Origin of the sequence: Campylobacter avium LMG 24591 (assembly GCF_002238335.1) — a bacterium.
Lineage (GTDB): Bacteria > Campylobacterota > Campylobacteria > Campylobacterales > Campylobacteraceae > Campylobacter_D > Campylobacter_D avium.
In genome coordinates this window covers 399,817-426,551 of sequence record NZ_CP022347.1, presented here as the reverse complement: position 1 = coordinate 426,551, position 26,735 = coordinate 399,817, and the positions used below count along the sequence as shown (strand labels likewise).

At 34.6% G+C, this 26,735-nt stretch carries 26 protein-coding genes and 1 pseudogene; 13 read left to right on the top strand and 14 right to left on the bottom strand.

Going from position 1 to position 26,735, the window contains the following annotated elements; translation table 11 throughout:
• Positions 1-426: 426 nt before the first annotated feature.
• Positions 427-672 (top strand): annotated as a pseudogene (locus CAV_RS09305) (methyl-accepting chemotaxis protein); the annotation flags it as partial.
• A gap of 69 nt (positions 673-741) precedes the next feature.
• Positions 742-1,167: a CZB domain-containing protein gene (locus CAV_RS09300; RefSeq protein WP_390088837.1), complete on the top strand. Its 426-nt coding sequence runs from the start codon at positions 742-744 to the stop codon at positions 1,165-1,167.
• A gap of 21 nt (positions 1,168-1,188) precedes the next feature.
• Here the strand turns inward: CAV_RS09300 and CAV_RS02165 are convergent, their stop codons facing one another.
• From CAV_RS02165 to gatC, 9 genes are read right to left on the bottom strand one after another with little or no spacing between them, the layout of a single operon-like run.
• Complete coding sequence (locus tag CAV_RS02165; protein ID WP_094324882.1) at positions 1,189-1,788, bottom strand: NUDIX hydrolase; 600 nt, start codon at positions 1,786-1,788, stop codon at positions 1,189-1,191.
• A 7-nt stretch (positions 1,789-1,795) separates the two neighbouring features.
• Positions 1,796-2,584: a shikimate dehydrogenase gene (locus tag CAV_RS02160; RefSeq protein WP_094324881.1), complete on the bottom strand. Its 789-nt coding sequence runs from the start codon at positions 2,582-2,584 to the stop codon at positions 1,796-1,798.
• Complete coding sequence (locus CAV_RS02155; RefSeq protein WP_094324880.1) at positions 2,581-3,405, bottom strand: SPOR domain-containing protein; 825 nt, start codon at positions 3,403-3,405, stop codon at positions 2,581-2,583. Before CAV_RS02155 ends, CAV_RS02160 begins: the two co-directional genes overlap by 4 nt.
• Positions 3,406-3,417: 12 nt before the next feature.
• Entirely contained in the window at positions 3,418-3,963 is a 546-nt protein-coding gene (locus CAV_RS02150) for a DUF1882 domain-containing protein (RefSeq protein ID WP_094324879.1), read from the bottom strand.
• On the bottom strand, positions 3,960-5,204 hold the full coding sequence (locus CAV_RS02145) for a serine hydroxymethyltransferase (RefSeq protein ID WP_094324878.1): 1,245 nt from the start codon (positions 5,202-5,204) through the stop codon (positions 3,960-3,962). The genes CAV_RS02150 and CAV_RS02145 overlap by 4 nt, the downstream gene beginning before the upstream one ends.
• On the bottom strand, positions 5,201-6,706 hold the full coding sequence (gene lysS, locus CAV_RS02140; protein WP_094324877.1) for a lysine--tRNA ligase: 1,506 nt from the start codon (positions 6,704-6,706) through the stop codon (positions 5,201-5,203). The genes CAV_RS02145 and lysS overlap by 4 nt, the downstream gene beginning before the upstream one ends.
• Positions 6,707-7,180, bottom strand: coding sequence for a Fur family transcriptional regulator (locus CAV_RS02135; protein ID WP_094324876.1), 474 nt, complete (start codon positions 7,178-7,180; stop codon positions 6,707-6,709).
• A gap of 18 nt (positions 7,181-7,198) precedes the next feature.
• Entirely contained in the window at positions 7,199-7,750 is a 552-nt protein-coding gene (locus tag CAV_RS02130) for a CvpA family protein (RefSeq protein ID WP_094324875.1), read from the bottom strand.
• Between the two features lie 9 nt (positions 7,751-7,759).
• The gene (gatC, locus tag CAV_RS02125; RefSeq protein ID WP_094324874.1) at positions 7,760-8,047 is read right to left on the bottom strand and encodes an Asp-tRNA(Asn)/Glu-tRNA(Gln) amidotransferase subunit GatC; all 288 of its coding nucleotides are present in this window, start codon (positions 8,045-8,047) and stop codon (positions 7,760-7,762) included.
• Positions 8,048-8,195: 148 nt separating this feature from the next.
• Here gatC and CAV_RS02120 point away from each other — a divergent pair, with 148 nt between their 5' ends.
• The 11 genes from CAV_RS02120 to pglF all read left to right on the top strand — a co-directional run bounded on the left by CAV_RS02120 (position 8,196) and on the right by pglF (position 20,982).
• Complete coding sequence (locus CAV_RS02120) at positions 8,196-8,741, top strand: hypothetical protein (RefSeq protein ID WP_094324873.1); 546 nt, start codon at positions 8,196-8,198, stop codon at positions 8,739-8,741.
• Positions 8,738-9,736 (top strand): YncE family protein, encoded by a 999-nt coding sequence (locus tag CAV_RS02115; RefSeq protein WP_245807421.1) that lies wholly within the window; start codon positions 8,738-8,740, stop codon positions 9,734-9,736. Before CAV_RS02120 ends, CAV_RS02115 begins: the two co-directional genes overlap by 4 nt.
• Before the next feature lie 26 nt (positions 9,737-9,762).
• Complete coding sequence (locus CAV_RS02110; protein ID WP_094324872.1) at positions 9,763-10,401, top strand: type III pantothenate kinase; 639 nt, start codon at positions 9,763-9,765, stop codon at positions 10,399-10,401.
• 14 nt (positions 10,402-10,415) lie between these two features.
• Entirely contained in the window at positions 10,416-11,753 is a 1,338-nt protein-coding gene (locus tag CAV_RS02105) for an FAD-dependent oxidoreductase (RefSeq protein ID WP_094324871.1), read from the top strand.
• Between the two features lie 35 nt (positions 11,754-11,788).
• Positions 11,789-13,234: a pyruvate kinase gene (gene pyk / locus CAV_RS02100; protein ID WP_094324870.1), complete on the top strand. Its 1,446-nt coding sequence runs from the start codon at positions 11,789-11,791 to the stop codon at positions 13,232-13,234.
• 239 nt (positions 13,235-13,473) lie between these two features.
• Entirely contained in the window at positions 13,474-15,729 is a 2,256-nt protein-coding gene (locus CAV_RS02095) for an STT3 domain-containing protein (protein WP_094324869.1), read from the top strand.
• 1 nt (position 15,730) lies between these two features.
• Complete coding sequence (locus CAV_RS02090) at positions 15,731-16,861, top strand: glycosyltransferase family 4 protein (RefSeq protein WP_094324868.1); 1,131 nt, start codon at positions 15,731-15,733, stop codon at positions 16,859-16,861.
• A complete protein-coding gene (gene pglC, locus CAV_RS02085) occupies positions 16,854-17,456 on the top strand; it encodes an undecaprenyl phosphate N,N'-diacetylbacillosamine 1-phosphate transferase (RefSeq protein WP_094324867.1) in 603 nt (200 codons plus the stop codon). Before CAV_RS02090 ends, pglC begins: the two co-directional genes overlap by 8 nt.
• Positions 17,416-18,042: a UDP-N-acetylbacillosamine N-acetyltransferase gene (gene pglD / locus CAV_RS02080; protein ID WP_094324866.1), complete on the top strand. Its 627-nt coding sequence runs from the start codon at positions 17,416-17,418 to the stop codon at positions 18,040-18,042. The genes pglC and pglD overlap by 41 nt, the downstream gene beginning before the upstream one ends.
• Positions 18,039-19,199, top strand: coding sequence for a UDP-N-acetylbacillosamine transaminase (gene pglE, locus CAV_RS02075; protein WP_094324865.1), 1,161 nt, complete (start codon positions 18,039-18,041; stop codon positions 19,197-19,199). The genes pglD and pglE overlap by 4 nt, the downstream gene beginning before the upstream one ends.
• Before the next feature lies 1 nt (position 19,200).
• Positions 19,201-20,982, top strand: a complete 1,782-nt coding sequence (gene pglF, locus CAV_RS02070; RefSeq protein ID WP_094324864.1) for a UDP-N-acetylglucosamine 4,6-dehydratase (configuration-retaining) — start codon at positions 19,201-19,203, stop codon at positions 20,980-20,982.
• Here pglF and pglJ read toward each other — a convergent pair.
• From pglJ to galE, 5 genes are read right to left on the bottom strand one after another with little or no spacing between them, the layout of a single operon-like run.
• On the bottom strand, positions 20,979-22,076 hold the full coding sequence (gene pglJ, locus CAV_RS02065; RefSeq protein WP_094324863.1) for an N-acetylgalactosamine-N,N'-diacetylbacillosaminyl-diphospho-undecaprenol 4-alpha-N-acetylgalactosaminyltransferase: 1,098 nt from the start codon (positions 22,074-22,076) through the stop codon (positions 20,979-20,981). The two genes, pglF and pglJ, sit on opposite strands and share 4 nt — an antisense overlap.
• On the bottom strand, positions 22,064-22,993 hold the full coding sequence (pglI, locus tag CAV_RS02060) for a GalNAc(5)-diNAcBac-PP-undecaprenol beta-1,3-glucosyltransferase (RefSeq protein WP_094324862.1): 930 nt from the start codon (positions 22,991-22,993) through the stop codon (positions 22,064-22,066). The genes pglJ and pglI overlap by 13 nt, the downstream gene beginning before the upstream one ends.
• Complete coding sequence (pglH, locus tag CAV_RS02055; RefSeq protein ID WP_094324861.1) at positions 22,990-24,057, bottom strand: GalNAc-alpha-(1->4)-GalNAc-alpha-(1->3)-diNAcBac-PP-undecaprenol alpha-1,4-N-acetyl-D-galactosaminyltransferase; 1,068 nt, start codon at positions 24,055-24,057, stop codon at positions 22,990-22,992. Before pglH ends, pglI begins: the two co-directional genes overlap by 4 nt.
• Positions 24,054-25,751 (bottom strand): BC-type lipopolysaccharide transporter PglK, encoded by a 1,698-nt coding sequence (gene pglK, locus CAV_RS02050; protein ID WP_094325519.1) that lies wholly within the window; start codon positions 25,749-25,751, stop codon positions 24,054-24,056. The genes pglH and pglK overlap by 4 nt, the downstream gene beginning before the upstream one ends.
• Positions 25,745-26,731 (bottom strand): UDP-glucose 4-epimerase GalE, encoded by a 987-nt coding sequence (gene galE, locus CAV_RS02045; protein ID WP_094324860.1) that lies wholly within the window; start codon positions 26,729-26,731, stop codon positions 25,745-25,747. The genes pglK and galE overlap by 7 nt, the downstream gene beginning before the upstream one ends.
• Positions 26,732-26,735: the final 4 nt, after the last annotated feature.

Genomic DNA, 26,735 nt, shown 5'->3' with positions numbered 1-26,735 from the left:
TTGGAAGGAGGCTTGATGTTTTTCGGAAGCAAAAAAGAGGAAAAGTCTGCTGATTTACAACAAGAAATTCAAAAACTACAGGTGCAAGTGCAGCAGCTAAAAAGCGAAAATGCGCAGCTAAAAGAAAATTTAAAATCTCAAACTAGTAGCGATGCCGCTTCCAAACAAGTATCATTGTTGCTAGATAATCTCATAGATGGTATCTTGGCAAATGTTACCAAAATACAAGGCGACATGACTAACAATGTAAAGCAAGCAGACATCATAGCAAATTCTTCAGAATCAACCGTAAGTGCTATGAATGAGCTAAGCCAAGTAACCTCATCTATAAACGATTCTTTAAATTCTATAGTAGAATCAGCTGACCGTTCAAGAGACACAGCAGGAACCTTGCACAGAAGTGTTGATGAGATAACAAATGTTATAAATTTGATTAAAGATGTTAGCGACCAAACCAATCTTTTAGCTTTAAACGCTGCCATTGAAGCCGCGCGTGCAGGAGAACATGGACGTGGCTTTGCTGTCGTTGCTGACGAGGTTAGAAAACTGGCTGAAAAAACACAAAAAGCAACGGCCGAAGTTGAGATGAATATAAATTTATTAAAGCAAAATGCAAATGAAATGTTTACTCAAAGCGAACAAGTGGAAAAAGTGAGCATATCATCAAGCGAGTATATATCACAGTTCTCAAGCAAATTTGAAGAACTAAAAGATGAGGCAAATTCATCTAACCACCACGCTATGGGTATTACCTCTGAGACTTTTATATCTTTGGTTGAGCTAGATCATGTCGTATTTAAGCTAAATGGATATAGAGCGATAATAGCTGGAAAAGGCGAGACACTCCCAGATCATACTTCTTGTCGTTTAGGAAAATGGTTTGCAGATGAGGGCAAGGAAATTTTTGGCTATTCTCATTTGTTTTCAAAGATTGAGGAGCCGCACAAAGAAGTGCATGAAAATATGAATATAGCCATAAAATTAGCCGCTTCTGAAAAAATTGATGAGGACACACAAAAGCAAATTTTACAAAGATGTGAGGCTGCTGAGAAAAATTCTCAAAAATTATTTGGTATTTTTACAGAGCTACTTGATTTTCACCGCAAACAAGGTGCAAATTCTACACCTAACCATACACAAGCTGAAGAAAACGAAGAAAGCAAATAAGTTAAAAGAACTTAGGTTCTTTTAACTATTTATATTATAAAGCTTAGATTTATGCTTCATAAACCATAAGTACGCGAATTCAAAAGATGATGAGTGAGCAACCGTTTTAGCAAAGTCTTCAAAATCTTTTACTTTTACAAAAACAACTTCTATCTCCTCATCGTCAAGTCCGCCTCCTAAGCCCTTTTTATCATCCTCATCAACTTCTGCAAAAAACATAGTCTGCTTGCTAGCGCCACTACCAAAACCACTATAAAATTCACTTATCTTTTCAACAGATTTTGGCAAATAACCAATCTCCTCCAAGCATTCTTCCTTGGCTATATCCTCTATGCTTAAATTCTTATCCACCAAGCCAGAACAAAGCTCGACGCTCTTGCCTAGCTCATCTTTAGGAAGCTGCATGTTGTTTCTAAGCTGATAATCCCAAAGTGGAATTCTAAACTGCTTAACAAAGACAAAAGAGCATAAACTCTTATGGTACAACAGCACAGAAACACTATCTAGGGACTCTACAAAATCCCAACTATGCTTTTTACCATTCCTTAAAAATGTAAATCTTTTAGTTTTAATATAAACAGATGACGTAAATTCCTCTTGTTTTAAAGACTGTATGTCCATTTTAACCTCATTTCAAAGCTATGGCCTCATACATAGCTTGTGCGATTTCTCTTTCTCTATCTTTTATATTAAAGAAAAGCTCAAAAGCAAACACAGCCTGCCACAAGAGCATATCAAGCCCATCTTTACAATGCACATTTAAAGATTTGCAAAGCTTAAGAAAAGCGGTTTCCTTGCCATATATCACATCAAAGGCAAAGTTGGCATTTTTTAAAATTTCACTTAAAAGCTCTTTTTTACAAGGCAAATCATCATTATTTAAACCTGCTGAAGTGCTATTTATCACGCACTCAAATTCAAAATCTTGCAAATCATCATACAAACTTGTCTTACAAAAAGAAAAAGCTTCTAAATTAGCAGAACTTCTATTTGCCACACAAACATCCACACCCTTACTAAGCAGTGCAAAGGCGATAGCCCTTGCTGTTCCGCCAGCACCAAGTATTAAAGCTTTTTTTATATCTTTAAAGGAGGATATGGCTTGTAAAAAGCCCAGTGCGTCGGTATTATAAGCATATATTTTGTTATTTTTTACTAGCAAGGTATTTGCAGAGCCTATTTTTAACGCTAAGTCATCTTTAAAATCGGCGCAGTCTAAGGCCTGTTTTTTAAAAGGCACAGTTATGTTTGCACCGTCTAAGGATAAGGCAAAAAGCCTTGCTCTTAAATCTTTTTCATCATCTAGTAAATACCTGGTATAAAAAGCATTAAGTCCTAAGGACTTAATGGCATAATTATGAATTCTAGGGGATTTTGAGTGTGAGATTGGATTACCAAAAACGGCTAAAGCTTTCATTTTACTTGAAAAATAAAGGCATCTTTTTGCACATTTTCGCGAATTTTCTTAAGCTCATCATTTAGTTCGTCCTTGCTAAAAGGCCCTACTAAAACTCTGGTAAGCTCTTTGCCATTGACAGTAGCCTTATAAAGCTTGTGCTGATAGCCATTTTTTTGTAACAAAGAAAGCTCCCTTGACTTAGGGTCAAATTTAGCAACAGAAAAAACCTGTATATAAGAACCAGCTTCTATCTTTGCATCATTAGTTTTTACATTATCAAACAAATCCTTAGCGTCTGTTGTTTTCTTAGGACTTTCTTTCTTATCGCTAGAAGCTTTATTATCAGTATTAGTAGTCTTTGTAGTAGGCTTTGCTACTTCAGCTGGCTTAGTAGATTGAGCAGAATTCGCTGCTGGAACAACTTGAGGTTTTGCATCTTGAGCTTTAGTATCTTTAGGTTCCTCTACAAGCTCTTCTTCAATCTGAGGAAGAGGCGTAGCTGTGCTTAAATTCAGGTCTGTGCTGGTATTTTCATCAAGTCCTTGCAACTTCCTTCTTAATTCCTCAAAATCATCAAGGTCTGTTGAATTTGTCTGAGTTATAGGAACCGTAGGTTCGAAATTCTGAGCTTGTGGGCTTTGAGGTTCTGCTGGGAAAATCCCCTGAGATACAGCTTCCTCTTTATTCACATCATCACTATTTATAAGTTTCATAACTATCATAACCACTAAAAAAAGTATGGCAAGAGCTATAACTCTAAGTAAAATTTTCTTTATCTTTTCACTTTTGTTTGTCTTATCTAATATAATATCATCAAAATTATTCTTTCTATCGTCCATATCAAAGCCTTTTTACATGTGTTTAGACCACGATGTGCCTCGTTCTTTCTTAAAGACATCGTAAGGTAATATCATTATATTATACTCTCTTGGTAAATTTAAGGTAGGAAAAGCCCTCCACTCAACAGGCATCTTGGTAGAAAACATCATAGAAAGCTTGGAAGCTAAGTTACAGCCCTCTTGCAAAGTCGTATGTCCTTTGTGGATGTAAAGATGCAGATGACCTGGCGTCTTGGTCTTGTACGCAGTGAAATTTATAAAACCCTCGTCCCTTAGTATAAGTTGCGCTCTTTGCCAAAATCTATCACAATTAAAGCCATTATAGTCAAATACGATATTTTCAACATAATCGCTACTGTTAATCAAACTATGTGCAACTACTATCTTGCCTTCCGCATGTTCTTTAATTATGCTAGAGTTAAGCGGTGCGTTTATCTTTTCAAATTTATTGAAAAAATACCTACCCCTATGTGCAAATTTACTAACAATCTTATCGCGTTTTATGTAATAATGGTCGCTTATAATCTTTATAAGCGACAAATCCATAGATGTTATCAAAACATAGCCTTTGTGTAAATTATAAATTCGCTAGCAAGTTTTTTTAATTTTTCTTTGGTTTGGCTTTGGACTTTTTCATTGTTTATGTCATCCAAAACATCTGCTATTGAATTTGCTACTATTTCTATTTCTTTTTCTTTGAAACCGCGAGCTGTAAGGGCTGGGGTTCCTATACGAACGCCGCTTGTTACGAAAGGACTTCTTTTTTCGCCAGGAACTGTGTTTTTATTAACAGTTATACCAGCCTTGCCTAGTGCTATATCAGCGTCCTTACCGCTAAATTCTTTATCTAAGAAATTCATTAATACAAGGTGATTATCAGTTCCATCGCTTACTAGTTTATAATTTCTTTGCATAAGAACCTTAGCTAAAACCTGTGCATTATCTACAACTTGCTTAGCATAAGCTTTCCACTCAGAAGAGAGATTATACTTAAAGCCAACGGCTTTTGCCGCTATCACATGCATTAATGGGCCGCCTTGAATTCCAGGGAAAATTGCTGAATTTATTTTCTTAGCTATCTCCTCATCATTAGTCATGATGATACCGCCTCTTGGGCCTCTTAGGGTCTTGTGAGTTGTTGAGCTAACTACATGTGCGTGAGGGAAGGCACTTGGATGAACACCTCCTACTATAAGTCCGGCAATATGAGCTACGTCAGCGAAAAGGTAAGCTCCAACCTCATCTGCTATTTCTCTAAATTTAGCAAAATCAATCACCCTAGCATAAGCACTAGCACCGCACACTATCATCTTAGGTTTTACTATGTGTGCAATTTCTCTTACCTTATCGTAATTTATACGACCGTCTAGCTCAACCCCGTAAAAAAAGCTTTCATAAAGCTTTCCTGAGGAACTTACCTTGGCTCCGTGGGTTAAGTGTCCTCCGTGGCTCAAATCCATACCTAAAATTTTATCGCCTGGATTTAGTAAAGCCATATAAACACCTTGATTTGCCTGCGAGCCTGAATTTGGCTGAACATTTGCAAATTCACAGTTAAAAAGCTGCTTACATCTGTTTATGGCTATATTTTCTATCTCATCTACAAATTCACAGCCTCCGTAATATCTCTTGCTAGGATAGCCTTCTGCGTATTTGTTGGTAAGAATGCTGCCCATAGCCTCCATAACCTCTGGTAATGTGAAATTTTCACTAGCTATCATTTCTAGGTCTTCACACTGCCTCTTAAGCTCTAAATTCGCTAAATCGTAAATTTCCTTGTCAAAGTCTTGCAAACTCATTTATTCTCCTTTAAATCTGTTTTAAGCGGTCTCATAGCTGGGAAAAGTATAACATCCCTGATTGATTTTTTATTAGTTAAAATCATCACAAGCCTATCTATACCTATGCCCTCGCCTGCCGTTGGCGGCATAGCGTAAGCTAAAGCTTGAACAAAATCCTCATCCATATCGCAAGCTTCCTCATCGCCTGCATTCTTAGCCTCAATTTGCTTTAAAAATCTTTCATATTGATCTAGCGGGTCGTTTAGCTCGTTAAAGCCATTTGCCACTTCTTTGCCAGCTATAAATAGCTCAAATCTCTCTGCTATGGTATTATCCTCATCACTTCTTCTTGATAGCGGGGATATGGATATTGGAAAATCTATCACAAAGGTAGGATTTATAAGCTTAGCTTCCACATAATTATCAAACAACTCAGCTTGCAAATAACCCAAATCCTTATTTTCATCCGCAGCAAAGCCGTCTTCTTTTAACTTAGAAATAATCTTGTTTTTATCTTCTATAAGCTCTTTATCAAGTTTGCCGTATTTTATCAAAGCGTCCTTATATGAAATTCTTTCAAATCCCTTTGAAAAATCAATGCTCATACCATCAAATTCTAAAACTCTGCCCAAATTTAGCTCGTCTAATAAAGTATAAATAAGCTCCTCGGTAAGGTCCATAAGGTCCCTGTATGTATGAAAAGCCCAATAAAATTCTATGGTTGTGAATTCTGGATTATGTGTAAGGTCCATTCCTTCGTTTCTAAAGCAACGATTAATTTCAAAAATCGCCTCAAAGCCTCCCACAACAAGTCTTTTAAGATAAAGCTCTGGGGCTATTCTTAAAAATCTCTCAACCCCCAAGGCATTGTGAAAAGTCTTAAAAGGTTTTGCGTTTGCCCCGCCTGCGATTGGGTGCATCATGGGCGTTTCAAATTCCAAAAAGCCTTTATTTTCAAAAAAATTCCTAAGTATTTTTGTTATTTTTGAGCGAGTTATAAAATCCTTTCTAACATCGGCATTCATAATCATATCTAAGTATCTTTTTCTGTATCTTTGCTCTATGTCAGTTAAACCGTGGTATTTCTCTGGCAATGGTGTAATAGCCTTTGTGGCTATGGTAAGCGTGCGAACGTGCAAAGAAAATTCACCTGTTTTTGTGGTAAATGGATAGCCACTCACTAAGATTATGTCGCCAACTTCTAAATTCTTTTTAATTATGCTGTAGTATTCATCGCCTAAAATATCTTTGTTGAAATAAATTTGTATGTTGCTAAGCTCATCCTCGATGTTTGCAAAGACTGATTTGCCAGCTATTCTAAGCAATTTAACCCTGCCGCTTATGAAAACAGATACACTTTCATCTTTTTGTTCATCTTGCTCTTTTACATAGGCAAATTTATCTCTAAATTCTTGTATAGACATATCTTTTTTAAGGAAATGCGCGTATGGGTTTAGGCCATTTTTTCTTAATTCATTTGCCTTTTGAATTTTTTGCTGTTCTAAAACGCTATCAAACATTTATATTTTTACCTTTAAATCCAATTTATTACACTCAGAGCAAAGACCGTATAGTTGCATCAAATGTCCTGTTAGCTTAAATTTATACTCCTTAGCAATCAAGGCTTGTTGTCTTTCTATGATAGGATTTTCAAACTCAACTATAGTACCGCAATTTTTGCAAATTAAGTGATCGTGATGTGGCTTAGTAGCAAGCTCAAATTTCTTACCAGCTATACCAAAGGAAATGGAAGTAACCATTTCTGATTCTTCTAACAAATTCAAAGTTCTATAAACAGTTGCTATGCCGATATTTAAATCCGGCTCATCAGTTTTAATTTTCACATATAAAGCCTCTGGAGTGTAGTGCATATCGCTGTGGTATAAGGTTTTAAGCACAACTTCTCTTTGTCTTGTATACTTAAGTCCGCTTTCTTTTAAAATTTTTTTAAATCTATCCAGCAGTGTCTCATACTCTACATTTTCTATAAACATAAAAACTACTCCTTTTAATTATTGTATGCTTTGATTCACTTCGCTAATGCCTTTTTCAACAGCTTCTATGCCGTCTTGAACTCGCTCATCGTTCATAATAAAAGCACCGAATTTTTCTAAACTTGCAAAAACCTTGCTGTCCTGCACCATAGGTTTTATACTTGCACTTAAAAAGCTAATTTTATTTATACAAAAAACAAGTATTGAAAATATTAAAAATATCTTAGCTCCGCTAAATAAAAAGCCTAACAAGCGGTTTAAAAAGCCTAAGCCGCTTAATTTGATAAGCTTTGAAAAAATAGCAGCCAAAAACAAACAAAAAACCCATATAATGATAACCATAGATATAAAAGCGACAAATTTTAATAGGTCTTCATTAGAGATATGATAAATGTGAGTATTTATAAACTCGCCAAGCACAGAAAAGTATCTAGAAGCTATTATCACGCCGCCTACTATGCCTATGAGCCCGAATAACTCCCTAATAAAGCCGTTTATAATCCCTCTAATAGCTATCAAAAAAGTTAAAGCCAAAATTACAATATCAAACCAAGAAAAACCAAGTAACAAACCACACCCTCACTCTATAACTTTTGGAACCAAAAAAAAGCTTTCATCATGCGAAGGAGCGTGCTTTAAAACACAGTCTATCACATCGCTTTGTTTGCTAAGATCCTCTCTAAAAGGAGTGCAAGCATCTATAGTGCTAACAGTGGCTTCAAAGGCACTTAAATCAAGCTCGTTTAAATTCTCCACAAAGCTAACTATCTCGCTTAAATTTGACATGGTCTCTTCCCTTTTATCATCGGATATCCTAAGGGCACTAAGTTTTTCTAGCTTATTTAATAACTTATCGTCTATGTTCATACTACAAAAAACCTTTAAAAAATGAACTATCTGTGATTATATCAAAATATAGTTTATAATTCCACATAAAAACAAAATAAAATTTTTCTTATTTTGTAATTTTTTAATGATACAATTTTGAGTTAATTTTATATGAAAAGGATGTAAAGTGGCTTTAAAAGATGATTTACAGTCGATTAAAAATAACTTAAGCGCGCAGGAAAAGATGATTGAAAACTTTATAAAAGGCGAGAGGTTTTTTAAGAAATACAAATACATAATCCTTGCTGTGCTGGTGCTACTCATAGCATATTTTATATACATATCCGTAGATTCAAGCCTAAACGAAAATAGAATAAAAGAAAACAACGAACTCTTAATATCGCTTATGAAAGAACAAAACAGCACGAAAGAAGAGCTTTTAAAAGAAAAAAATCCAAATTTATACGCCATTTATCTACTTAATAGAAATGATATGAGTTTTGATGAGCTTAGCAAAAAACTTCAAGACCTAAAGTTAGACCCCTTGGTAAAAGAGCTTTTAAGCGGGTCAAATTCAAATTTGCTAGGAGATTATAATAAACTTTTACAAGCCTATGACTTGTTAAAGCAAGACAAGATAGAGGAAGCAAGGGTGATTTTAGATAAAATTCCAAATCTTTCAGAAATCAAACAACTAGCTGATAACTTCAAGCACTATCACGGAAAACAATGATGAAAAATGTAATTTTCGCCGCCTTAGCACTTGTTTTATTTAGTGCTTGCGGGACAAAAAAACAGTATTTTGAGCCGGATAAAATAGAAGATAAATTAAGTTATGATAGTAGATTAAAATCGCAGATTAACAGCTCAAGCGATGAATTTGCCGTGCTTAATAATGGACAAATTTTATCCAAGCAAGGACTTATAGAAAATTTTAAATTAGAAAAAGAATTTAGCATACTAAAATATGAGGCTGATGAATTTGTAATAGCTGATAATTTCGGTTTGCTAAAGATAGTAAATGCCGATGGGGATGAGCTTTACTCGCATAAATTTGACGCTGCTGTTTTAAGCGTGGCTTTGCAAGGAGATGATTTGGCTTTGATTTTGGCAAATAATAGCATTGTACTAGCCAATAGAAGCCTAGGCATTAAATTTCAGCAACTTTTAGCACCCGCACCAGCACAAGATATGCGTGTTGCAAGCCCTGTTTTTTTAACAAATATGATTATCTTTCCTAGTCTAGATGGCAAACTAAATGTCTTTGATACGCAAACGCAAAAAATCATAAGAAGCTTCATCATAAGTAGGGATGAATTTTTTAATAACATAATATATCTAGAAATAAAAGATAATAAAATGATAGTTGCTAGCAGCAATAGAGTTGTCGTAGTGGATGAGGGTAGAACTTTCTCGCTAGGCGAAGAAATCCGTAATATAGCCGTTTACAAGGATAATATTTTTATATTTGCTAAGAATGGTAACATTATAAAAACAGATTTACATTTAAATAAACTTTTTGAGAAAAAATTTAAGTTTGCTATCTATAATGAAATCAATATTTTTAAAGATCATTTATATGTCTTTGAAAAAACAGGTTATTTAATAAAAAGTGATTTAAATTTGCAAGAATTTAAGATTTATAGAGTGAGTGGAGCTAAAGACAGCAATGCCTTTATGCAAGATGATAAATTCTACTACTCTAATAAAATATTAAATTTAATTTAATTACTTTTATAAGGTTTTGCGGAAAGATGCTTTTGTGCGATATAGGAAATTCTAACGCCAATTTTTTGGACGATAGCAAATATTTTTCATTAAGTATTGATGAATTTGTGGAATACAACAATGATGAAAAAGTATTTTACATAAATGTTAATGACAATATGAAAAGTATTTTAAGAGAGAAAGAAAATTTCATAAATTTAGAGCCTTATTTTAGATTTGACACTATTTACTGCGGTCTTGGGGTTGATAGGATAGCTGCTTGTTATACCATAGAAGATGGCGTTGTTGTGGACGCTGGAAGTGCAATTACTGTTGATATAGTGTCTAACTACATGCATCTTGGAGGATTTATCTTGCCCGGCATAGTAAGCTATAGAGACGCTTACACAAAGATTTCTTCAAGACTTAAGTGTGAATTTAATACTCAAATAAGCCTAGATGCCTTTCCTCAAAGAACTGTTGATGCCTTAAGCTATGGTGTCTTTAAAAGCATATATTTATTGATAAAAGATGCTGCTTATGGCAAGAAATTATATTTCACCGGTGGCGATGGGCAGTTTTTAGCCAATTTTTTCGACAAGGCTATATATGATAAATTATTAGTTTTTAGAGGTATGAAAAAGATAATAGAGGAAAATTCTCATTTGTTGTTTGATAAAAAATAAAAAAAGGAAGGAAAATGAAAGAATTTGATGTAGTGGTAGTTGGTGCTGGAATTTCGGGTGCGGCTTTATTTTACGAGCTTGCTAGATACACTGATATAAAAAATATAGCATTGATAGAAAAGTATGATTCTATAGCTACGCTTAATAGCAGGGCTACTAGCAACTCACAGACTATACATTGCGGAGACATAGAAACAAATTACACTATAGAAAAGGCTAGAAAAGTTAAGGTAAATGCCGATATGGTGGCAAAATACGCCTCCAAACAAGAGGGCAAGCCCTTTGTTTTTTCTCATCAAAAAATGGTCTTAGCTGTTGGGGATGAGGAGTGCAAGTATCTTAAAAACAGATACGAAGAATTTAAAGAATTATATCCTTATGTGAAATTTTTTGACAAGCAAAAGGTAAAAGAGCTAGAACCAAGGGTTGTTTTAGCTGAAAATTCAAAAGGAGATAGAAAAGAAAGCATAGTGGCTATGGGTGCCTTGCAAGGCGATAGTTACACCACCATAGACTTTGGCAAAATGGCTCAAAGCTTGGTGGATAATGCTTTAAAAGAGGATAAAAATACCTTTGTTGAATTTAATCAAGAAGTTATTAAGATAGAGCAAAAAGACGGACATTTTGTTATAAATACAAAATCAGGTGCAAAATATCACTCAAAGGCCGTTGTTGTAAATGCTGGAGCGCATTCTTTGTTTTTAGCTCACAGAATGGGCGTTGGTTTAGATAAGTCTTGCTGGCCTGTGGCAGGTAGCTTTTATCTAACCAAGCAAAAACTTTTAAATGGCAAGGTTTATACGGTGCAAAATCCTAAGCTTCCTTTTGCTGCCTTGCATGGAGATCCTGATTTAATGGCTGATATGAATACTCGCTTTGGGCCAACCGCTCTTGTTATACCAAAGCTTGAGAGATATCACGGCTTAAAGTCTATGTGGGAGTTTTTTGAAACCCTTAAATTTGACGCTAAGGTAGCTAAGATAACTCTTGGCATGCTAAAGGATAAAACCGTTGGTATGTATATCTTTTCAAACTATTTGTATGAGCTTCCTCTAATAAATAAAAGACTTTTTGCAAAGAGTATAAAAAAGATAGTGCCTAGCATAAAAGCAAGTGAAATAGAATATGCCGAAGGTTTTGGCGGGGTTAGGCCTCAAGTTATAGACAAAACAAGGGGCGAATTAATGCTAGGAGAAGCTAGTATCACAGATGTAAAAGGAGCGATTTTTAATATGACTCCAAGCCCTGGTGCTACTTCTTGCCTTGGCAATGCCAAAAAAGATGCACAAAGCGTTTGTGAGTATTTGGGCGCTAAATTTGATGAGGATAAATTTAATAGCGATTTTGCTTAGAATTTCCATGAAGCAATACGCAAAAAAGGATATAAATGCTTAAGAAAACAAAGATAGTAGCAACAGTAGGTCCAGCTAGCGAAAAAGAAGAAACCCTAAAACAAATGATAATTAAAGGCGTAAATGTCTTTAGGCTAAATTTCTCTCACGGAAGCCACGAGTATCATAAGCAGAATTTAGACAAGATTAGGAAGGTTTCAAAGGAGTTAAATACTAGAGTTGGAATTTTGCAAGATATAAGCGGGCCTAAGATAAGGACTTTGGAGCTTAAAGAAGCATTTGAACTAAAAGCAAATGATAGGCTTGACTTTCATAAAGAGGCTATTTTAGGGGAAAAAGTAGCGCAAAATCACTATAAACTAAGCATTAATCATCCTGAAATTCTAGCCATGCTAAAAAAAGATGAGTACATATATCTTTATGACGGAAGCATAAGGGCTAGAGTTGTTGAAGCTAGCGATAATTTGGTGCAAACCATAGTGGAAAATGACGGCTTTTTAAGCTCAAACAAGGGTATAAATTTCCCAAACACCCGCATAAATATAGACGTCATCACCCAAAAGGATAAAAAAGACTTACTTTGGGGCATACAAAATAACGTGGATTTTCTAGCTATTTCCTTTGTGCAAAACGCGCATGATATAGACGAGGTTAAAAATATCTTGGCAGAGCATAATGCCAAGATAGCAATCTTTGCTAAGATAGAAAAATTCGATGCTGTTGAAAATATTGATGATATAATCTACTCTAGCGACGGCATTATGGTGGCTCGCGGGGATTTAGGCATAGAAGTGCCTTACTATAAGGTGCCAAACATACAAAAAGAGATTATAAGAAAGGCAAATTTTGCAAGCAAGCCCGTTATAACCGCTACGCAAATGCTTTTTTCTCTAGCTAAAAACCTAAATGCCACAAGAGCTGAAATTTCAGATGTGGCAAATGCTGTTATGGACGGCACTGACGCGGTTATGCTAAGTGAGGAAAGTGCGGTGGGAATAGACCCTGTGAATGCTGTTGAGGTGATGTCTAAGACCATCATAGAAACCGAAAAGCATTATCCTTATAATAAATTTGATCATTTTCAACTCTGCGATGATACCGATAAAATAATGCACTCAAGTGCCTATCTAGCAAAGGATTTAAGTGCTAATGCTATCCTAGCTCTTACAAGTAGCGGCAAATCAGCCATGAAAATGGCTAGGTATAGGCCAGATACTAGGATTATAGCCATAGCGCATTCAGAAAAAATTCTAAATATGCTAAGCATAGTTTGGGGTGTCGAACCTTTGGTTTTAGTAGATAAATCAGACGAGCTAACAGGGCTTATAACAAGCTCCATAAAAGAGGCTAACAAACAAGGGCTTATAAATTTAGATGAGACCTATATACTAACCGCTGGCTTTCCAACAGGCATAGAAGGAAGTTCTAATCTTATAAGAATTCTTAAAAAAGAGCAAACACAGTACTACCTAAACTCATAATGGCTAGTTAAACTAGCCAAGAATTTATTATTTCCTCTAGTATTTCTTTATGTTTTTATTGGCTTTTGGTTTGAGTGTGCAATCACCGCTAAAATAGTACAAAAAATCCACAGTATAATTAAAAATACCTTCCCAAAGCCAACAGCTTAAACCACTCTAATTCTTACTTGCATTTTACCAGCACTTAACTATCAATATATTTTTTTAGGTTATAATGAAATTTTTACAAAAGGAAGTTGATGTTAAGCAAGAGAAAAGAGCTCTTTTTATTTATATTAATAGCATATGTTTTTAGCGTGTTGTGCAGATTTTATTGGGTTTATTGGGCTTCATCTTTTGAGGAATTTTTCTTTAATGATGAATTAATGATCATCTCAAACGACGGCTACGCCTTTGCAGAGGGTGCAAGGGATATGATAGCTGGATTTCATCAAGAAAATGACCTTTCTTACTACGGTAGCTCTTTATCAACTCTTACTTATTTGCTTTATACAATTTTGCCATTTAGCTTTGAAAGTATCATTTTGTATATGAGCGTCTTTCTTTCTTCCTTGCTTGTTGTGCCGATTATACTCATAGCTAGAGAATACAAACTTGGCTTTGGTGGCTTGGTAGCGGCCTTGCTTGCTAGCGTGGCAAATAGTTATTACAACAGAACAATGGCTGGGTATTACGACACAGACATGCTGGCTATAGTCTTGCCTTGCTTTGTGATATATTTTATGATAAGAATTATAAAAAAACAAGATTTGCTAGCTTTAATCTTGCTTCCTGTTTTTATAATATTTTACCTTTGGTATTACGCCTCAGCATACACTCTTGTAGTGGCTTTAATCGGCCTTTTTTTCATTTACAATCTTATCTATCATAGAAAAGATAAGATAGTTTATATGGCAAGCATATTTATGCTAATAGCCATATCATCCTTAGCTTGGTACTATTTACTTTGTGCAATAGCTATATTATTTGCTCTTTTTGTTCTAAAAAATGAGCATTTTAAGCCTAAATTTATAGCCTTTTTAGGAATTTTGGTAATCATTTTCTTGCTACTTAGCGGAGGCCTTGACCCTATACTTTATCAGCTGGAATTTTATATCTTTAAAAGCGACATGTCCTCAGTTGCAAGTTCTAGCCTGCAAAGCTTTACATATTTTAATGTAAATCAAACCATCCAAGAAGTTGGAGATATAGACATATCAGTCTTTATGCAAAGAATTAGCGCTAGCGAGCTTGTGTTTATCCTATCTTTATTTGGGCTTGTTTTGCTGCTTAAAGAACACAAAAGCTTTGTGCTTGCTTTGCCCATGCTTTTTCTTGGTTTTTTAGCGTTAAGAAGTGGGCTTAGATTTACTATTTATGCCGTGCCTGTTATGGCTCTTGCTTTTGGGTATTTTTACCTTTATGCCTGTTCTTTTTTAAAGAATTTTAAGTATAACAATCAAGATGCAAAACTATATAAAATTTTAAGCTTCATAGCCATTTTTGCCTGCTTTATCCTTGCTTTTATTTTTGAAAATACCTTTATATTCGAGCTTGGGACCTTATTTGTATTTATACTACTCATTTTGTATTTTTTAAATGATAAGGATAAATTAAAAATCATACTCAACGCAAGCTTTCTTTTCATATCCTTATTTTTTGCACTAAAGCACATATATGAGTATAAAGCACCGACTGTTTTTGCGAAAAATGAGGTTGAAATTTTAAACTCTCTTAAAGAAATGGCACAAAGAGAAGATTATGTGATTGCTTGGTGGGATTATGGCTATCCTATTAGGTATTATTCTGATGTTAAAACCTTGGCAGATGGTGGTAAACACTTGGGTAAAGATAATTTCTTCCCTTCCTTTGTTTTAAGCAAAGACCAAATTTCAGCAGCAAACATGGCAAGACTTAGCGTAGAATACACAGAGCAAAATTTCAAAACCCCTTTTAGCGATATTTTAGCTGCCATGATGAGTGATTACGGCGAGAATAATGAGCTTTTATTTTTTAATCAGCTTTCAAAAAAAAGCTTTCCTATGAAAACTGCAAAAAGCAGGGACGTGTATATTTATATGCCAAACCGCATGGCGCAAATTTTTTCAACGGTTGCTTCGTTTTCTAACATAGACTTAAAAAATGGCGAGATTAACTCTCCTTTCTTTTTTTCCTCTGCTTATGCTATATCAACTAATAATTCGCATATAATGCTTAGTAATGGAATATTAATCTCAAGTGATTTCACAAGAGTTATCATAGGCAACGAAGAGGGCTTTATAAACAGCTTCATAGAGCTTACGGACATACAAAATGCAAGATATAACATAAGAGAAATTGACAAAAGCTCAAATTTATATATGTTTTTTATACAGCCATCCCAATTTATAATCATGGATAAAAGCATGTATGAAAGTGCCTTTGTGCAGATGTTTTTCCTAAACAATTACGATAAAGAACTATATGAGTTGGTAATCAATAGCCCTTACGCAAAAGTATTTAAACTAAAGAGATGAGATGAAAATCGCCTTTTTAAGCCATAGCGCTATGAGCCTTTATCATTTTAGAATGCCAATCATTAAGGCCTTGCTAGCAAAAAATCACGAGGTTTTTTTACTAGCTCCTGATGATGAATACTGCAAAAAGCTAAGAGATGAGGGCTTTACTGTGGTAAATTACGAGCTTTCAAGGGCTAGTTTAAATCCCTTTACAGTAATATCAAATTTCTTAAATCTTAAAAAAACTTTAAAAAATTTGCAAGTAGATGCCATACAAACAAATGCTCACAAAAGCAACACCTTTGGCATAATAGCTGCTTTTTTCGCAGGAATTAAATTTCGTTTTGCCATAGTAGAAGGACTTGGCTCTTTTTATATAGACAATGATTTTAAAAGCATTTTGGTAAGATTTAATATAAATTTTTTATACAAAATATCCTTTAGGCTTGGAACAAAATTTATCTTTGTAAACAAAAGCGACGCGGAGTTTATGAAAAAACTTGGCTTAAAAGATGAAAAACTTTGTATCATAAAATCCGTAGGCGTGAATTTAAGGCAGTTTTTCCCACAACACATAAACAAAGATGTAAAAAGAAAGTTTTTACAAGAATTAAACTTAGATGATAAACCTATAGTTTTAATGGTGGCAAGAGCCTTGTGGCATAAGGGCGTGAGAGAATTTTACGAAGCAGCTAGCATGCTTAAAAATAAGGCGAATTTCATCTTAGTAGGCGGGGTTGATGATAACAAATCCTGTGCCCCGCTTAGCTTTTTAAATAGCGGTCATGTAAAATACTTGGGCGCAAAAGATGATATAGCCTTTTACTTGAATTTATGCGATATTTTCGTCCTACCAAGCTACAAGGAAGGCTTCCCAAGAACGGTTTTAGAAGCCAAAGCTTGTGCTAGGGCTTGCGTTGTAAGTGACTGTGATGGCTGCGTGGAAGCCATTAGAAACGGTCATGATGGCCTGTATGCTAAGACGGCCTCGAGCAATGATTTAGCACAAAAAATAGAACTTTTGCTAGATGATGAAAAATTAAGGCAAAATTTAGCACAAAATGCCTTTGAGGACGCGCAAAAATACAGCGACACAACACTTGCTAAACAGTACTTAAATTTATACAAAGAAAGTGGTTTAAATGTATAAAAATTTTATTAAAAGAATACTAGATTTTACATTAGCCCTGGTGCTTTTGATTGTTTTTTCACCGCTTATACTAATCATAGCCATTGTTTTAAAAATAGTACAAGGCTCAGTTATTTTCAAGCAGGAAAGACCGGGACTTAATGCTAAAATTTTCACCATTTATAAATTTAAAACAATGAGTGATGAAAGAGATGAAAAGGGCGAATTATTAGCAGATGAGCTTAGATTAAAACCCTTTGGAAAGCTTGTTAGAAGCTTAAGTTTGGATGAGCTACCTCAGCTTTTTAATGTCTTAAAAGGCGACATGAGTTTTATAGGCCCTCGTCCTCTTTTAGTAGAATACCTAGAACTTTACAACGATGAGCAAAAACACAGGCATGACTTAAGACCGGGCATTACAGGCTGGGCACAGGTAAATGGCAGAAACAACATATCTTGGGCAAAGAAATTTGAGCTTGATTTGTATTATGTAAAAAACTGCTCCTTTGCCCTAGATGTTAAGATAGTGTTTCTAACTATCATAAAAGTTTTAAAAAGAAGCGGGATAAACAAAGATGGCAACGCAACAACATCCAAATTCAACGGCTCAAACTAAAAATATCTACATATACGGAGCAAGCGGACATGGGCTTGTTTGTGCTGATGTGGCTATGTCAAATGGCTATAAAAGGGTGATATTTTTAGATGATAGCAAAAAAGATAGCTTGAAATTTAATGAAAACTTGGACAAATTTGACATCTTTATAGGTATTGGTGATAACAAAACTAGAGAAAAAGTGTATGAAAAAGTTTCAAGTTGTGGTTTTAATGTAGTAAATTTGATACATCCAAGTGCTATAATAAGTCCTAGTGCTTGCATAGAGCAAGGCGGTGTTTTAGTAATGCCAAATGTCGTCATAAACGCAAAAGCTGTAGTTGGTAAAGGAGCTATCTTAAACACATCTTGCGTTGTAGAACACGAGTGCAAGATAGGAGAATTTACGCACATTAGCGTTGGTGCGAAATTAACAGGCAATGTCAAAATAGGTAAAAGAAGCTTTCTTGGCGTAAATTCTTGTATCTTGCCAAATTTAAGCTTAGCAGATGATAGCATTTTAGCAGCAGGAGCATTGCTTAGTAAAAATGCCGATAAAAGCGGAATTTATATAGGACTTCCAGCAAGGTTAAAGGAGAAGAAATGAGGTATTTTTTATCCCCGCCACATATGGGCGAAAACGAAATGAAATACATACAAGAGGTTTTTAAAAGCAATTATATAGCCCCTTTAGGAGAATATGTAAATAAATTTGAAGAAATAACAAAGTCTTACACAGGTGCGAAAAACGCACTTGCCCTAAATTCAGGCACGGCCGCCATACATCTAGCCTTAAGGGTTGCTGGTGTCAAGCAAGGAGACATAGTCCTAGCTTCAACCTTTACCTTTATCGGCTCTGTAAGTCCTATCATATACTTAGGAGCAAAGCCTGTATTTATCGACTGCGATGAAACATACAACATAGATGTATCCTTGCTTAAAAAGGCCATAAAAGAGCTTGATAAAAAACCTAAGGCCTTGATACTCACGCATTTATACGGCAATGCGGCAAAACTTGATGAAATCGTATCTGTATGCAAGGAAAATGATATAGTTTTGATAGAAGATGCAGCTGAGGCACTAGGCTCTTTTTATAAAAACAAAGCTTTGGGACGTTTTGGCGAATTTGGCGTATTTTCTTACAATGGAAATAAAATCATAACCACTTCAGGCGGCGGAATGCTAATAAGCGACAATGATGAAGCCTTGGAAAAGGCTAGATTTTACAGCACTCAAGCAAGAGAGCCATTTTTACACTACGAGCATTTAGACTATGGCTATAATTACCGCTTAAGCAATGTTTTGGGTGCTATTGGCTTTGCACAAATGGAGGTTTTAGAGGAAAGAGTTCTTAAAAAAAGGCAAATTTATGAGTGGTATAAAGAATTTTTAGGAGATGATTTTACCTTTTTAGATGAGCTTGAAAATAGTCGTTCAAATAGGTGGCTTAGCACGGCTTTACTAAATTTTGACAAAAACGAACTATTTAAAACCGAGGAAAAAACACAGGCCAAAGCCAAGGAAATAAAGATAGATGATAAAATTTTAAAGCTTATTGATGACTTGAAAAATGAGGGTATTGAAAGCAGGCCGCTTTGGAAAAGCATGCACTTGCAAAAGCTTTTTGAAAACGAACTGTGCTTTTTAAATTCAAATTCTGAGATATTTTTTAAAAAAGGACTTTGCTTGCCTAGCGGAACAGCCATGAGCAAAGATGATGTAAAAAGTATTAGTGATATCATAATAAAAAGCATTAGGTCCTAAGATGATAAACCTTTCTTTTAAAAGCAAGAGGATAGCATTTTTCTTAATAATCGATGTTGTTCTTATCGCACTTTCTTTGTGCCTTTCTTTTTATTTGAGGTTTGATTTAAGCATACCGCCGTATTTTTACAATGCCTTGTTTAAATCCTTTTTTGTTTTGCTGTTTTTAAAAATATTTTTTCTTTATTTTTTTAATATTTATAATGTTGCCTGGAGATTTTTTTCGCTAAATGAAGCTAGAAAAATTTTTATAGCCTTGCTTTTATCAAATTCAATTTTTACCATTATTTTTTATCTTTTTGATGATTTTTTTAATCCCTTTCCAAGAAGCGTTATTATCATAGATTTTGTCGTCTCTTCTTTGCTTATAGGCTCTTTTAGAATTTCAAAAAGAATGCTGGTGGATTTTAAAAAATCAAAATTTGAAAAAGAAGCCCTGCCTTGCGTTATAGTGGGTGCGACATCTAAGGCCTTACATCTTTTAAAAGGTGCTAAGGAAGGTTCTTTGGAGCTCTTTCCTGTCGGCGTTGTGGATATGAGAAAGGAATTAATTGGAACGCAGTGCGATAAATTCATAGTTGATGACATAAAAAAACTCAAAGAATACGCCCAACAAGGAACAAAAACTGCGATAATAGCCTTTAAAAAACTTCCTCAAAACAAGCTTAAAGAATTATTTGACGAGCTTATATCTTATGGGATGAGCGATATAAAAATTTTCTCTTTTACGCAAAATCAAGCAAGAGATATAAGCATAGAGGATTTATTGGCTAGAAAACCAAAAGATTTGGATAATGAAGCTGTGGCTAAATTTCTAAAGAACAAAACGGTTTTAGTAAGTGGTGCGGGCGGAACCATAGGCTCTGAGCTTTGCAAGCAGTGCATGAAATTTGGTGCTAAGTATTTGATTATGCTAGAGCATAGCGAATATAATCTTTACAAGATAAATGATGAACTAAGCGAGTATAAGGACAAGATAGAGCCTGTTTTAATGAGTATCTTGGATGAAAAAAGCTTAGATCTTTTACTAGCTTCTTATGAAATAGACCTAATCCTACACGCAGCCGCTTACAAGCATGTGCCTTTGTGCGAGCAAAACCCTCACTCAGCTGTCATAAACAACATATTAGGCACTAAAATTTTATGCGATTTGGCTAAGAAAAATAAGGTCAAAAAATTTGTGATGATTAGCACAGATAAAGCCGTTAGACCTACTAGCATAATGGGTTGCTCTAAAAGGGTGTGTGAGATATACAGTTTAAATTCTAGCGAGGAAAATTTTGAAGTGGCTTGCGTTCGCTTTGGCAATGTTCTTGGCTCAAGCGGCAGTGTTATACCTAAATTTCAAGCTCAAATTGCCGCAAACAAGCCTTTGAGTGTAACTCACCCTGATATAGTTCGTTATTTTATGCTAGTAAGTGAGGCTGTGCAACTTGTTTTGCAGGCTGCAGCTATTGCTAAGGGCGGGGAGCTTTTTGTGCTTGATATGGGCAAGCCTGTTAAGATTATGGATTTAGCTAAAAAAATGCTTACTTTATCTAATAAAAATCATTTAGAAATTCAAATCACAGGCCTAAGAAAGGGCGAAAAGCTATTTGAAGAGCTTTTGATACATGAGGATGATGTAAAAACAGAGTATGAAAGTATTTTCGTAACTCATAGTGAAAAATACGAAATCAAGCTTTTAAACGAGCAGATAAGCAAACTCTGCCAAAGTGATGATGTGGCAGGACTTTTAAAGGAAATTGTGCCTGAATTTAAGCACAACAAAGATGGAGTTTAGGACTTTAGATATTCAATCGCAAGCCTTGCAATCTTTGTTTTATCAAAGTCTTTGGCTCTAAATTTAGCCTTTTGCTTATAAAGCTTTACTAGCTCTTTATCCTCTATCATTTTTTTAAGTCCCTCAAACATAGATTTTTCATCATTTACCTTAACCAAAAATCCAAATTCATTATCCTTAAAAAGCTCCTTTGCTCCGCTTTGATGATTTGTACAAACCACAGCACAAGAACAAGCTAAACATTCTATAAGAACATTCGAAAAGCCCTCGAAAGAGGAAGCAAAGGCAAAAAATTCACACTTGCTTATATACTTATAAGGATTTTTATCAAAGCCTAGCAAAAAAACCTTGTCTTCTAAATTTAAACTTTTTATAAGCTTTTCTAAGTCCTCTTTTAAAGGTCCTTCGCCTAAGATAAGCAGTTTTAAATCAGTATCAAGCCTTGCGTAAGCTCTTATTAAAAGGGCGTGATTTTTACCCTTATCAAGTCTGCCAACGCTTAGTATGAAAGGCTCTTTAAATGAAATTTGCTCTTTTGCCTTTTCTTCTATGCCCTCTAAGTCTATGGCATTGTATAAAATTTTGCATTTTAGCTCATCTACCTTGAAATTTTTAAGCAAATCCTCTTTGTTTCCCTGTGAATTTGCTAGGATTAAATCAGCCTTATTATAAAGCAGCTTGATTAAGAATTTATTTATAAAAGAAGTTAGATTAAAGCCTTTATACATAATGCTAGGCGTGGTGCATTCATTTATCACAAGCTTGGTTTTAAGTCCAAAAAGCCTAGCTAAAAGAGCTATGTAATTTGGTCTATTTAAAAAAACAAAGCTAGTGTCTATACCTAAGCTTTCACAAAGTTTTTTATACTTAAGTGCTAAAAATGGTAGCTTGATAAATTTTAAGATAGCATTTTCATCCGCTTTTGAGTGCTCTAGGAAGTGAATTTTCGTATCCTTTATATCATAAGAAATCTTATCAGACATCAAAATAAGATGTGTATCAAAATGTAAATTTAAAGTAGGAAGCAAGGTGGCAACAACTCTTTCAGCACCACCAGATCCTAAAGAATATATAAAAATTCCTAATTTTTGCATCTCATTCTCACTCTTATACTTGATAAAAAAGCTATGGCTTTGTTTGGTAAAAAACTTACAAATAAAAGCAAAAAGGCAGGTAAATTCGGCCTTATCCTTAAGCTTTTATATAAGCAGTAAAACATCTTTTTATACATTTTAGCTAATTTTGCATAATAAGCCGCCATTTTGTAATAAATCGCACAGGCTTTTTTATAATCCTTATCATCTTTAAGCTCATTTTCTAAAATTTTAGCAAGTTCTAAGTAGCCAAGATAAACCCTAGCAGCGTTTTTAAAGGCTGATTTTGTAACGCTATCTTCTCTATTTATCCTATAAATTCTTAAAGCCTTATGTATGTAAAGGCTTTTTTCTTTATATAAATTTACCCACAAAACAGCCTCATTCCCGTAAAGCTCATCGTTAAATCTCTTATTTTCAAGCAAGGATCTTTTAAAGATGGATAAAAACTCTCCATAAAATTTGCCAAGCAAAAAGTCCTTTTTGCTTATCTCTTCTTCCTTATCTAAGCCCTTGCCACTAAATTCTTGCTTTAAAATGCCCTTTTCTTCCACAAGGCAGTTTCCAAAGATGTGAGAGTATCCAAGCCTTGCTTTTTGCACCAAAGATGAAATCGCTCCTTCTAAAAGCTCATCATCATCATCTAAAAACATTACAAAGTCACCCACTGCATTATCTAGGGCGTTGTTTTTATTGCCATTTGGTCCTTTTTTATAGCTTTCATTTTGTACAAATTTTATCCTAGCATCCTCTTTCATAAGAGTAGCTACTACTTCTTTTGTATCATCGCTTGAAAAATCATCACTTATAATTAGTTCAAAATCCTTAAAATCTTGCTTTAAAACAGATAAAATAGCCTTTTTTAAAAGTTTACTTCTATTATAAGTGCAAATTAGCACGGATAAAAAAGGCTTCATTTGCTTAAATCCTTTGCAAAGGATAAGAGCCTTTGACTTAGAATTTTAGTATCAAAGCTTTGTTTTCTAAGCTTAGCATTTTCTAAAAGCTCTAAAGAAAGCTTTTCATCACAAAGCACAGTTGTTAAAGCTCTAGCTAAGGCTTCATCATCATCTACATCCACCAAAAGTCCGTCTTTTTTATCCTCTATCAAATCCTTTAAATTCCCGCTATATCTAGTGCTTATCCTTAAAACATCAAAATACAAGCTCTCTATAAGCACGGTAGGAAGGCCTTCTACAAAGGAGCAAAGACAGAGCACTTTAGCCCTTTCATAAAGCTTTGAAATTTCATTTACCTTGCCTAAGAATTTAACACTTATGCTAAGCTCTTTTGCTAGGCTTTCTAAGCTTTCTTTTAAAACCCCGTCTCCTGCTATAACAAAGCTATACTCTTTTTTAAGCCTCTCATCTAGCCTTGAAATAGCTCTTAAAAACATAGCTGCATTTTTATTTTCATCAAGCCTACCAACAAAGAGCACTAAATTTTCTTTTTGCTTTTTTTCTATCTTATAGCTACTAAAATGGCAAGGATTTAAAAGCACTCTAACATCCTTTACAAAGCTTTCATAGTAATTTTTATCCTCGTTTGAAAGCACGGTTAAAAGCCTTGCTTTTGGATAAGTAAGCCTTCTTAAAAAACGCCAAAATTTAGATTTTAAATAGCCTTGCGAGCTGTGCTCACAGATGATTAAGGGCTTATTTAAGCCTATATTTGCAAGCAAACAAGCTATATTTGTGCTATCTAAAAAAGAGATATAAACATCGCTATTTTCACTCTTTATAGCCTCTCTTAGGGCTAGAAATTTTTTTATCCTACTTGCTATTTTATGATATAAATTTTCAAAGCTAAATTGCCTTAATGTTATAAGCTTTATCCTCTCATCAAGCTCGTAAAAACTAACTTCTTTGTGAAATTTTATTATGCTTATTTCTTGCTCTTTACAAAGTTCATTTGCAAAAGATACGCAAACCCTTTCAGCCCCTCCAGCATTTAAGGTGGCTATGATAAAACTTATCTTCATTCTTTTTCCACCACTATCTTACCTTTTACAAGCCTATAAACCTTATCACAATGCTTTATCGTGCTTAAGCGGTGTGCTATGATGATAAGGGTTTTATCCTTGCTAAGAGCGTAAATTTCATTCATTATCCTTTCCTCGCTCTTATCATCAAGTGCTGAGGTAGCCTCATCAAGCACCAAAATTTCAGGCTCATTATAAAGTGCTCTTGCTATGGCTATGCGTTGCTTTTGTCCTCCGCTTAAGTTATTTCCTCCATCTCCTACCTTTGTGTAAATTCCATCCTTTAAAGAGGAGATAAAGTCCTTTAAATTCGCCTTTTCTAAGACGCTTAAGACCTTAGCCTCATCTATCTCTTCGCAAAAGGCTATGTTTTTTGCTATGCTCTCATTAAAAAGATAAATTTGTTGAGGTATATAGCCTATCTTTTGTCTATAATCCTTGCAGTTTGCTTCATTTATTATCTTTGAATCCACTAAAAGCTCTCCTTTATCAGGCTTTAAAAGTGAGCAAAGCAAATCCACAAGTGTGCTTTTTCCGCCCCCGCTTTCTCCAACTAGGGCTATTTTCTCGCCCTTTTTTATGCTAAAGTTTAAATTTTCAAAAAGTAAAGGCTTATCTTTGTAAGCAAAGCTGATATTTTTTAATTCTATGCTTTCTTTAAAGTCTATCTTTTCATCTTTTAAATTCTCATCCTTGCTTTGAAGAGCCTGATATATTATATCTAGTGAGGAGCGGTAGTAAAGTAAGTCGTGATAGCTTGTGATTATGCGGTTTGCACTTGGCATAAGCCTATAAAGTGCTAAAACAAACATAGAAATCATAGCTAAAGAGCCTGATATATCGCCTTTTCTTTGCATTACAAGCAAGATTACTACAAGGATTAAGACGCAAAAGCCAACTGCTTCCAAGAAAATTCTAGGCATAGCATTAACGCTTTCACTTGTTATATTTGCCCTTGAAAAATCAAAGCTTTGAGAGCTAAAAAGGCTTGTTACATCCTTTTCTTTTGCCCTTAGTTTTATAAATTTAAAATTACTTAAATTTGTCTCAAGCGTTTCAAAAAAGTCCTTCATAGCCCTTTCTCTTTTTACACCTGCTTTTTTTATCATAGGAGAGAGAATTTTTACTAAGATAAGGGCGTTAATTAGCAAAAAAGCACTTAAAAATAAGGTTATTTTATAATCCACAAAAAGCATAAGCAAATATATGAGTAAAACCACAAAAATTTCACTAAGCATAAGCAAAAAGGAAGCTAACATCGTGCTTAGATTATACGCTTCGTGAGCTATGCTTTTAAGAAGTTCTGATTTGTTTTGCCTTGTGAAATCCTCGTAGTTTAAAGAAAAATATTTTTTGAAAATTCTAAGCGCGAAAAGATGATACCTGCCTTTTGAAAATTTAGCCAAAAGATGAAAATAAAAGCCATTTAAAAGAGCTCTAAAGGCGTAAAATCCTATCAAGGCAAAGCCAAGATATATGACAAAGTCATAGGCACTTAAACCAAATTTACTAAGTAAAGAAGAAAGATAAGTAGAGCTTTCAAAATGAGAAAAATTACTTGCCAAGCTTACAAAGGGCATTATAAGGCTTATAGCAAAGCTTTCTATAAAGGATACAAAGATAGAAAAAACAAGCAAGAAAAATAAAAAGTTCTTGTCCTCCTTGCTTAAGATAAAAAAAAGCTTTTTCAGCACAGCTTCTCCCACTCATAAGCACTTTTGCAGATGAGTTCTAAGTCATCATACTTAGCTCTCCAGCTAGTTTTTGCACGAATTTTATCAGCATTTGAGATTAAAACACTAGGATCTCCAGCCCTCCTAGGTGCAAGCTCAACCTTAAAATCAACCCCGCTAACCTTTTTCATAGCTTCTATAACTTCTTTTACGCTAAAGCCGTGCCCATAGCCTACATTAAAAACATCGCTATCATTATCTTTTAAATACTTAAGTGCAGCTAAATGCGCACTTGAAATATCATCAACATGTATGTAATCCCTTATACAAGTTCCATCTCTTGTATCATAATCATCTCCAAAAATAAATAACTTTTCCCTTTTGCCAGCTGCACATTCAGCTGCAACCTTTGTAAGCAAAGTCGCTTTTGGATATCTTTGACCTATGCCGTAAGTATTACAAGCACCTGCTACATTAAAATATCTTAAAATGCAGTGCTTAAAGCTAGGATTTGCCATACTTGCATCCCTTAAAAGCTCCTCGCTCATAAGCTTAGATCTTCCATAAGGATTTATAGGTTTTAACTCACTCGTCTCGCTAACTACAGGGTTTTTAGGCTCTCCATAAGTTGCAGCTGTGGATGAAAATATGAAATTATTTGTGCCATTTTCTAAGCAAGTTTGCACTAAATTTGCGGTATTTACGGTGTTATTCATATAGTATTTTAGCGGATTTTGCATACTTTCAAAGACCTCTATACTAGCAGCAAAATGCACCACAGCTTCAAATTTTTGCTCCTTAAAAAGCCTTTTTACTCCCTCAAAATCACTTAAATCCATCTTTACAAAGTTAAATTCTCTTAATTTTTGTAAATCATCTATACTCTTTTGACTACCCTTTGAAAGATTATCTAAAACTACGATTTCATTATCTGTTTCTAAAAATTGCTTTAAGGTGTGAGAGCCTATATAACCAGCTCCTCCTGTTAGTAAAATTTTCATAATC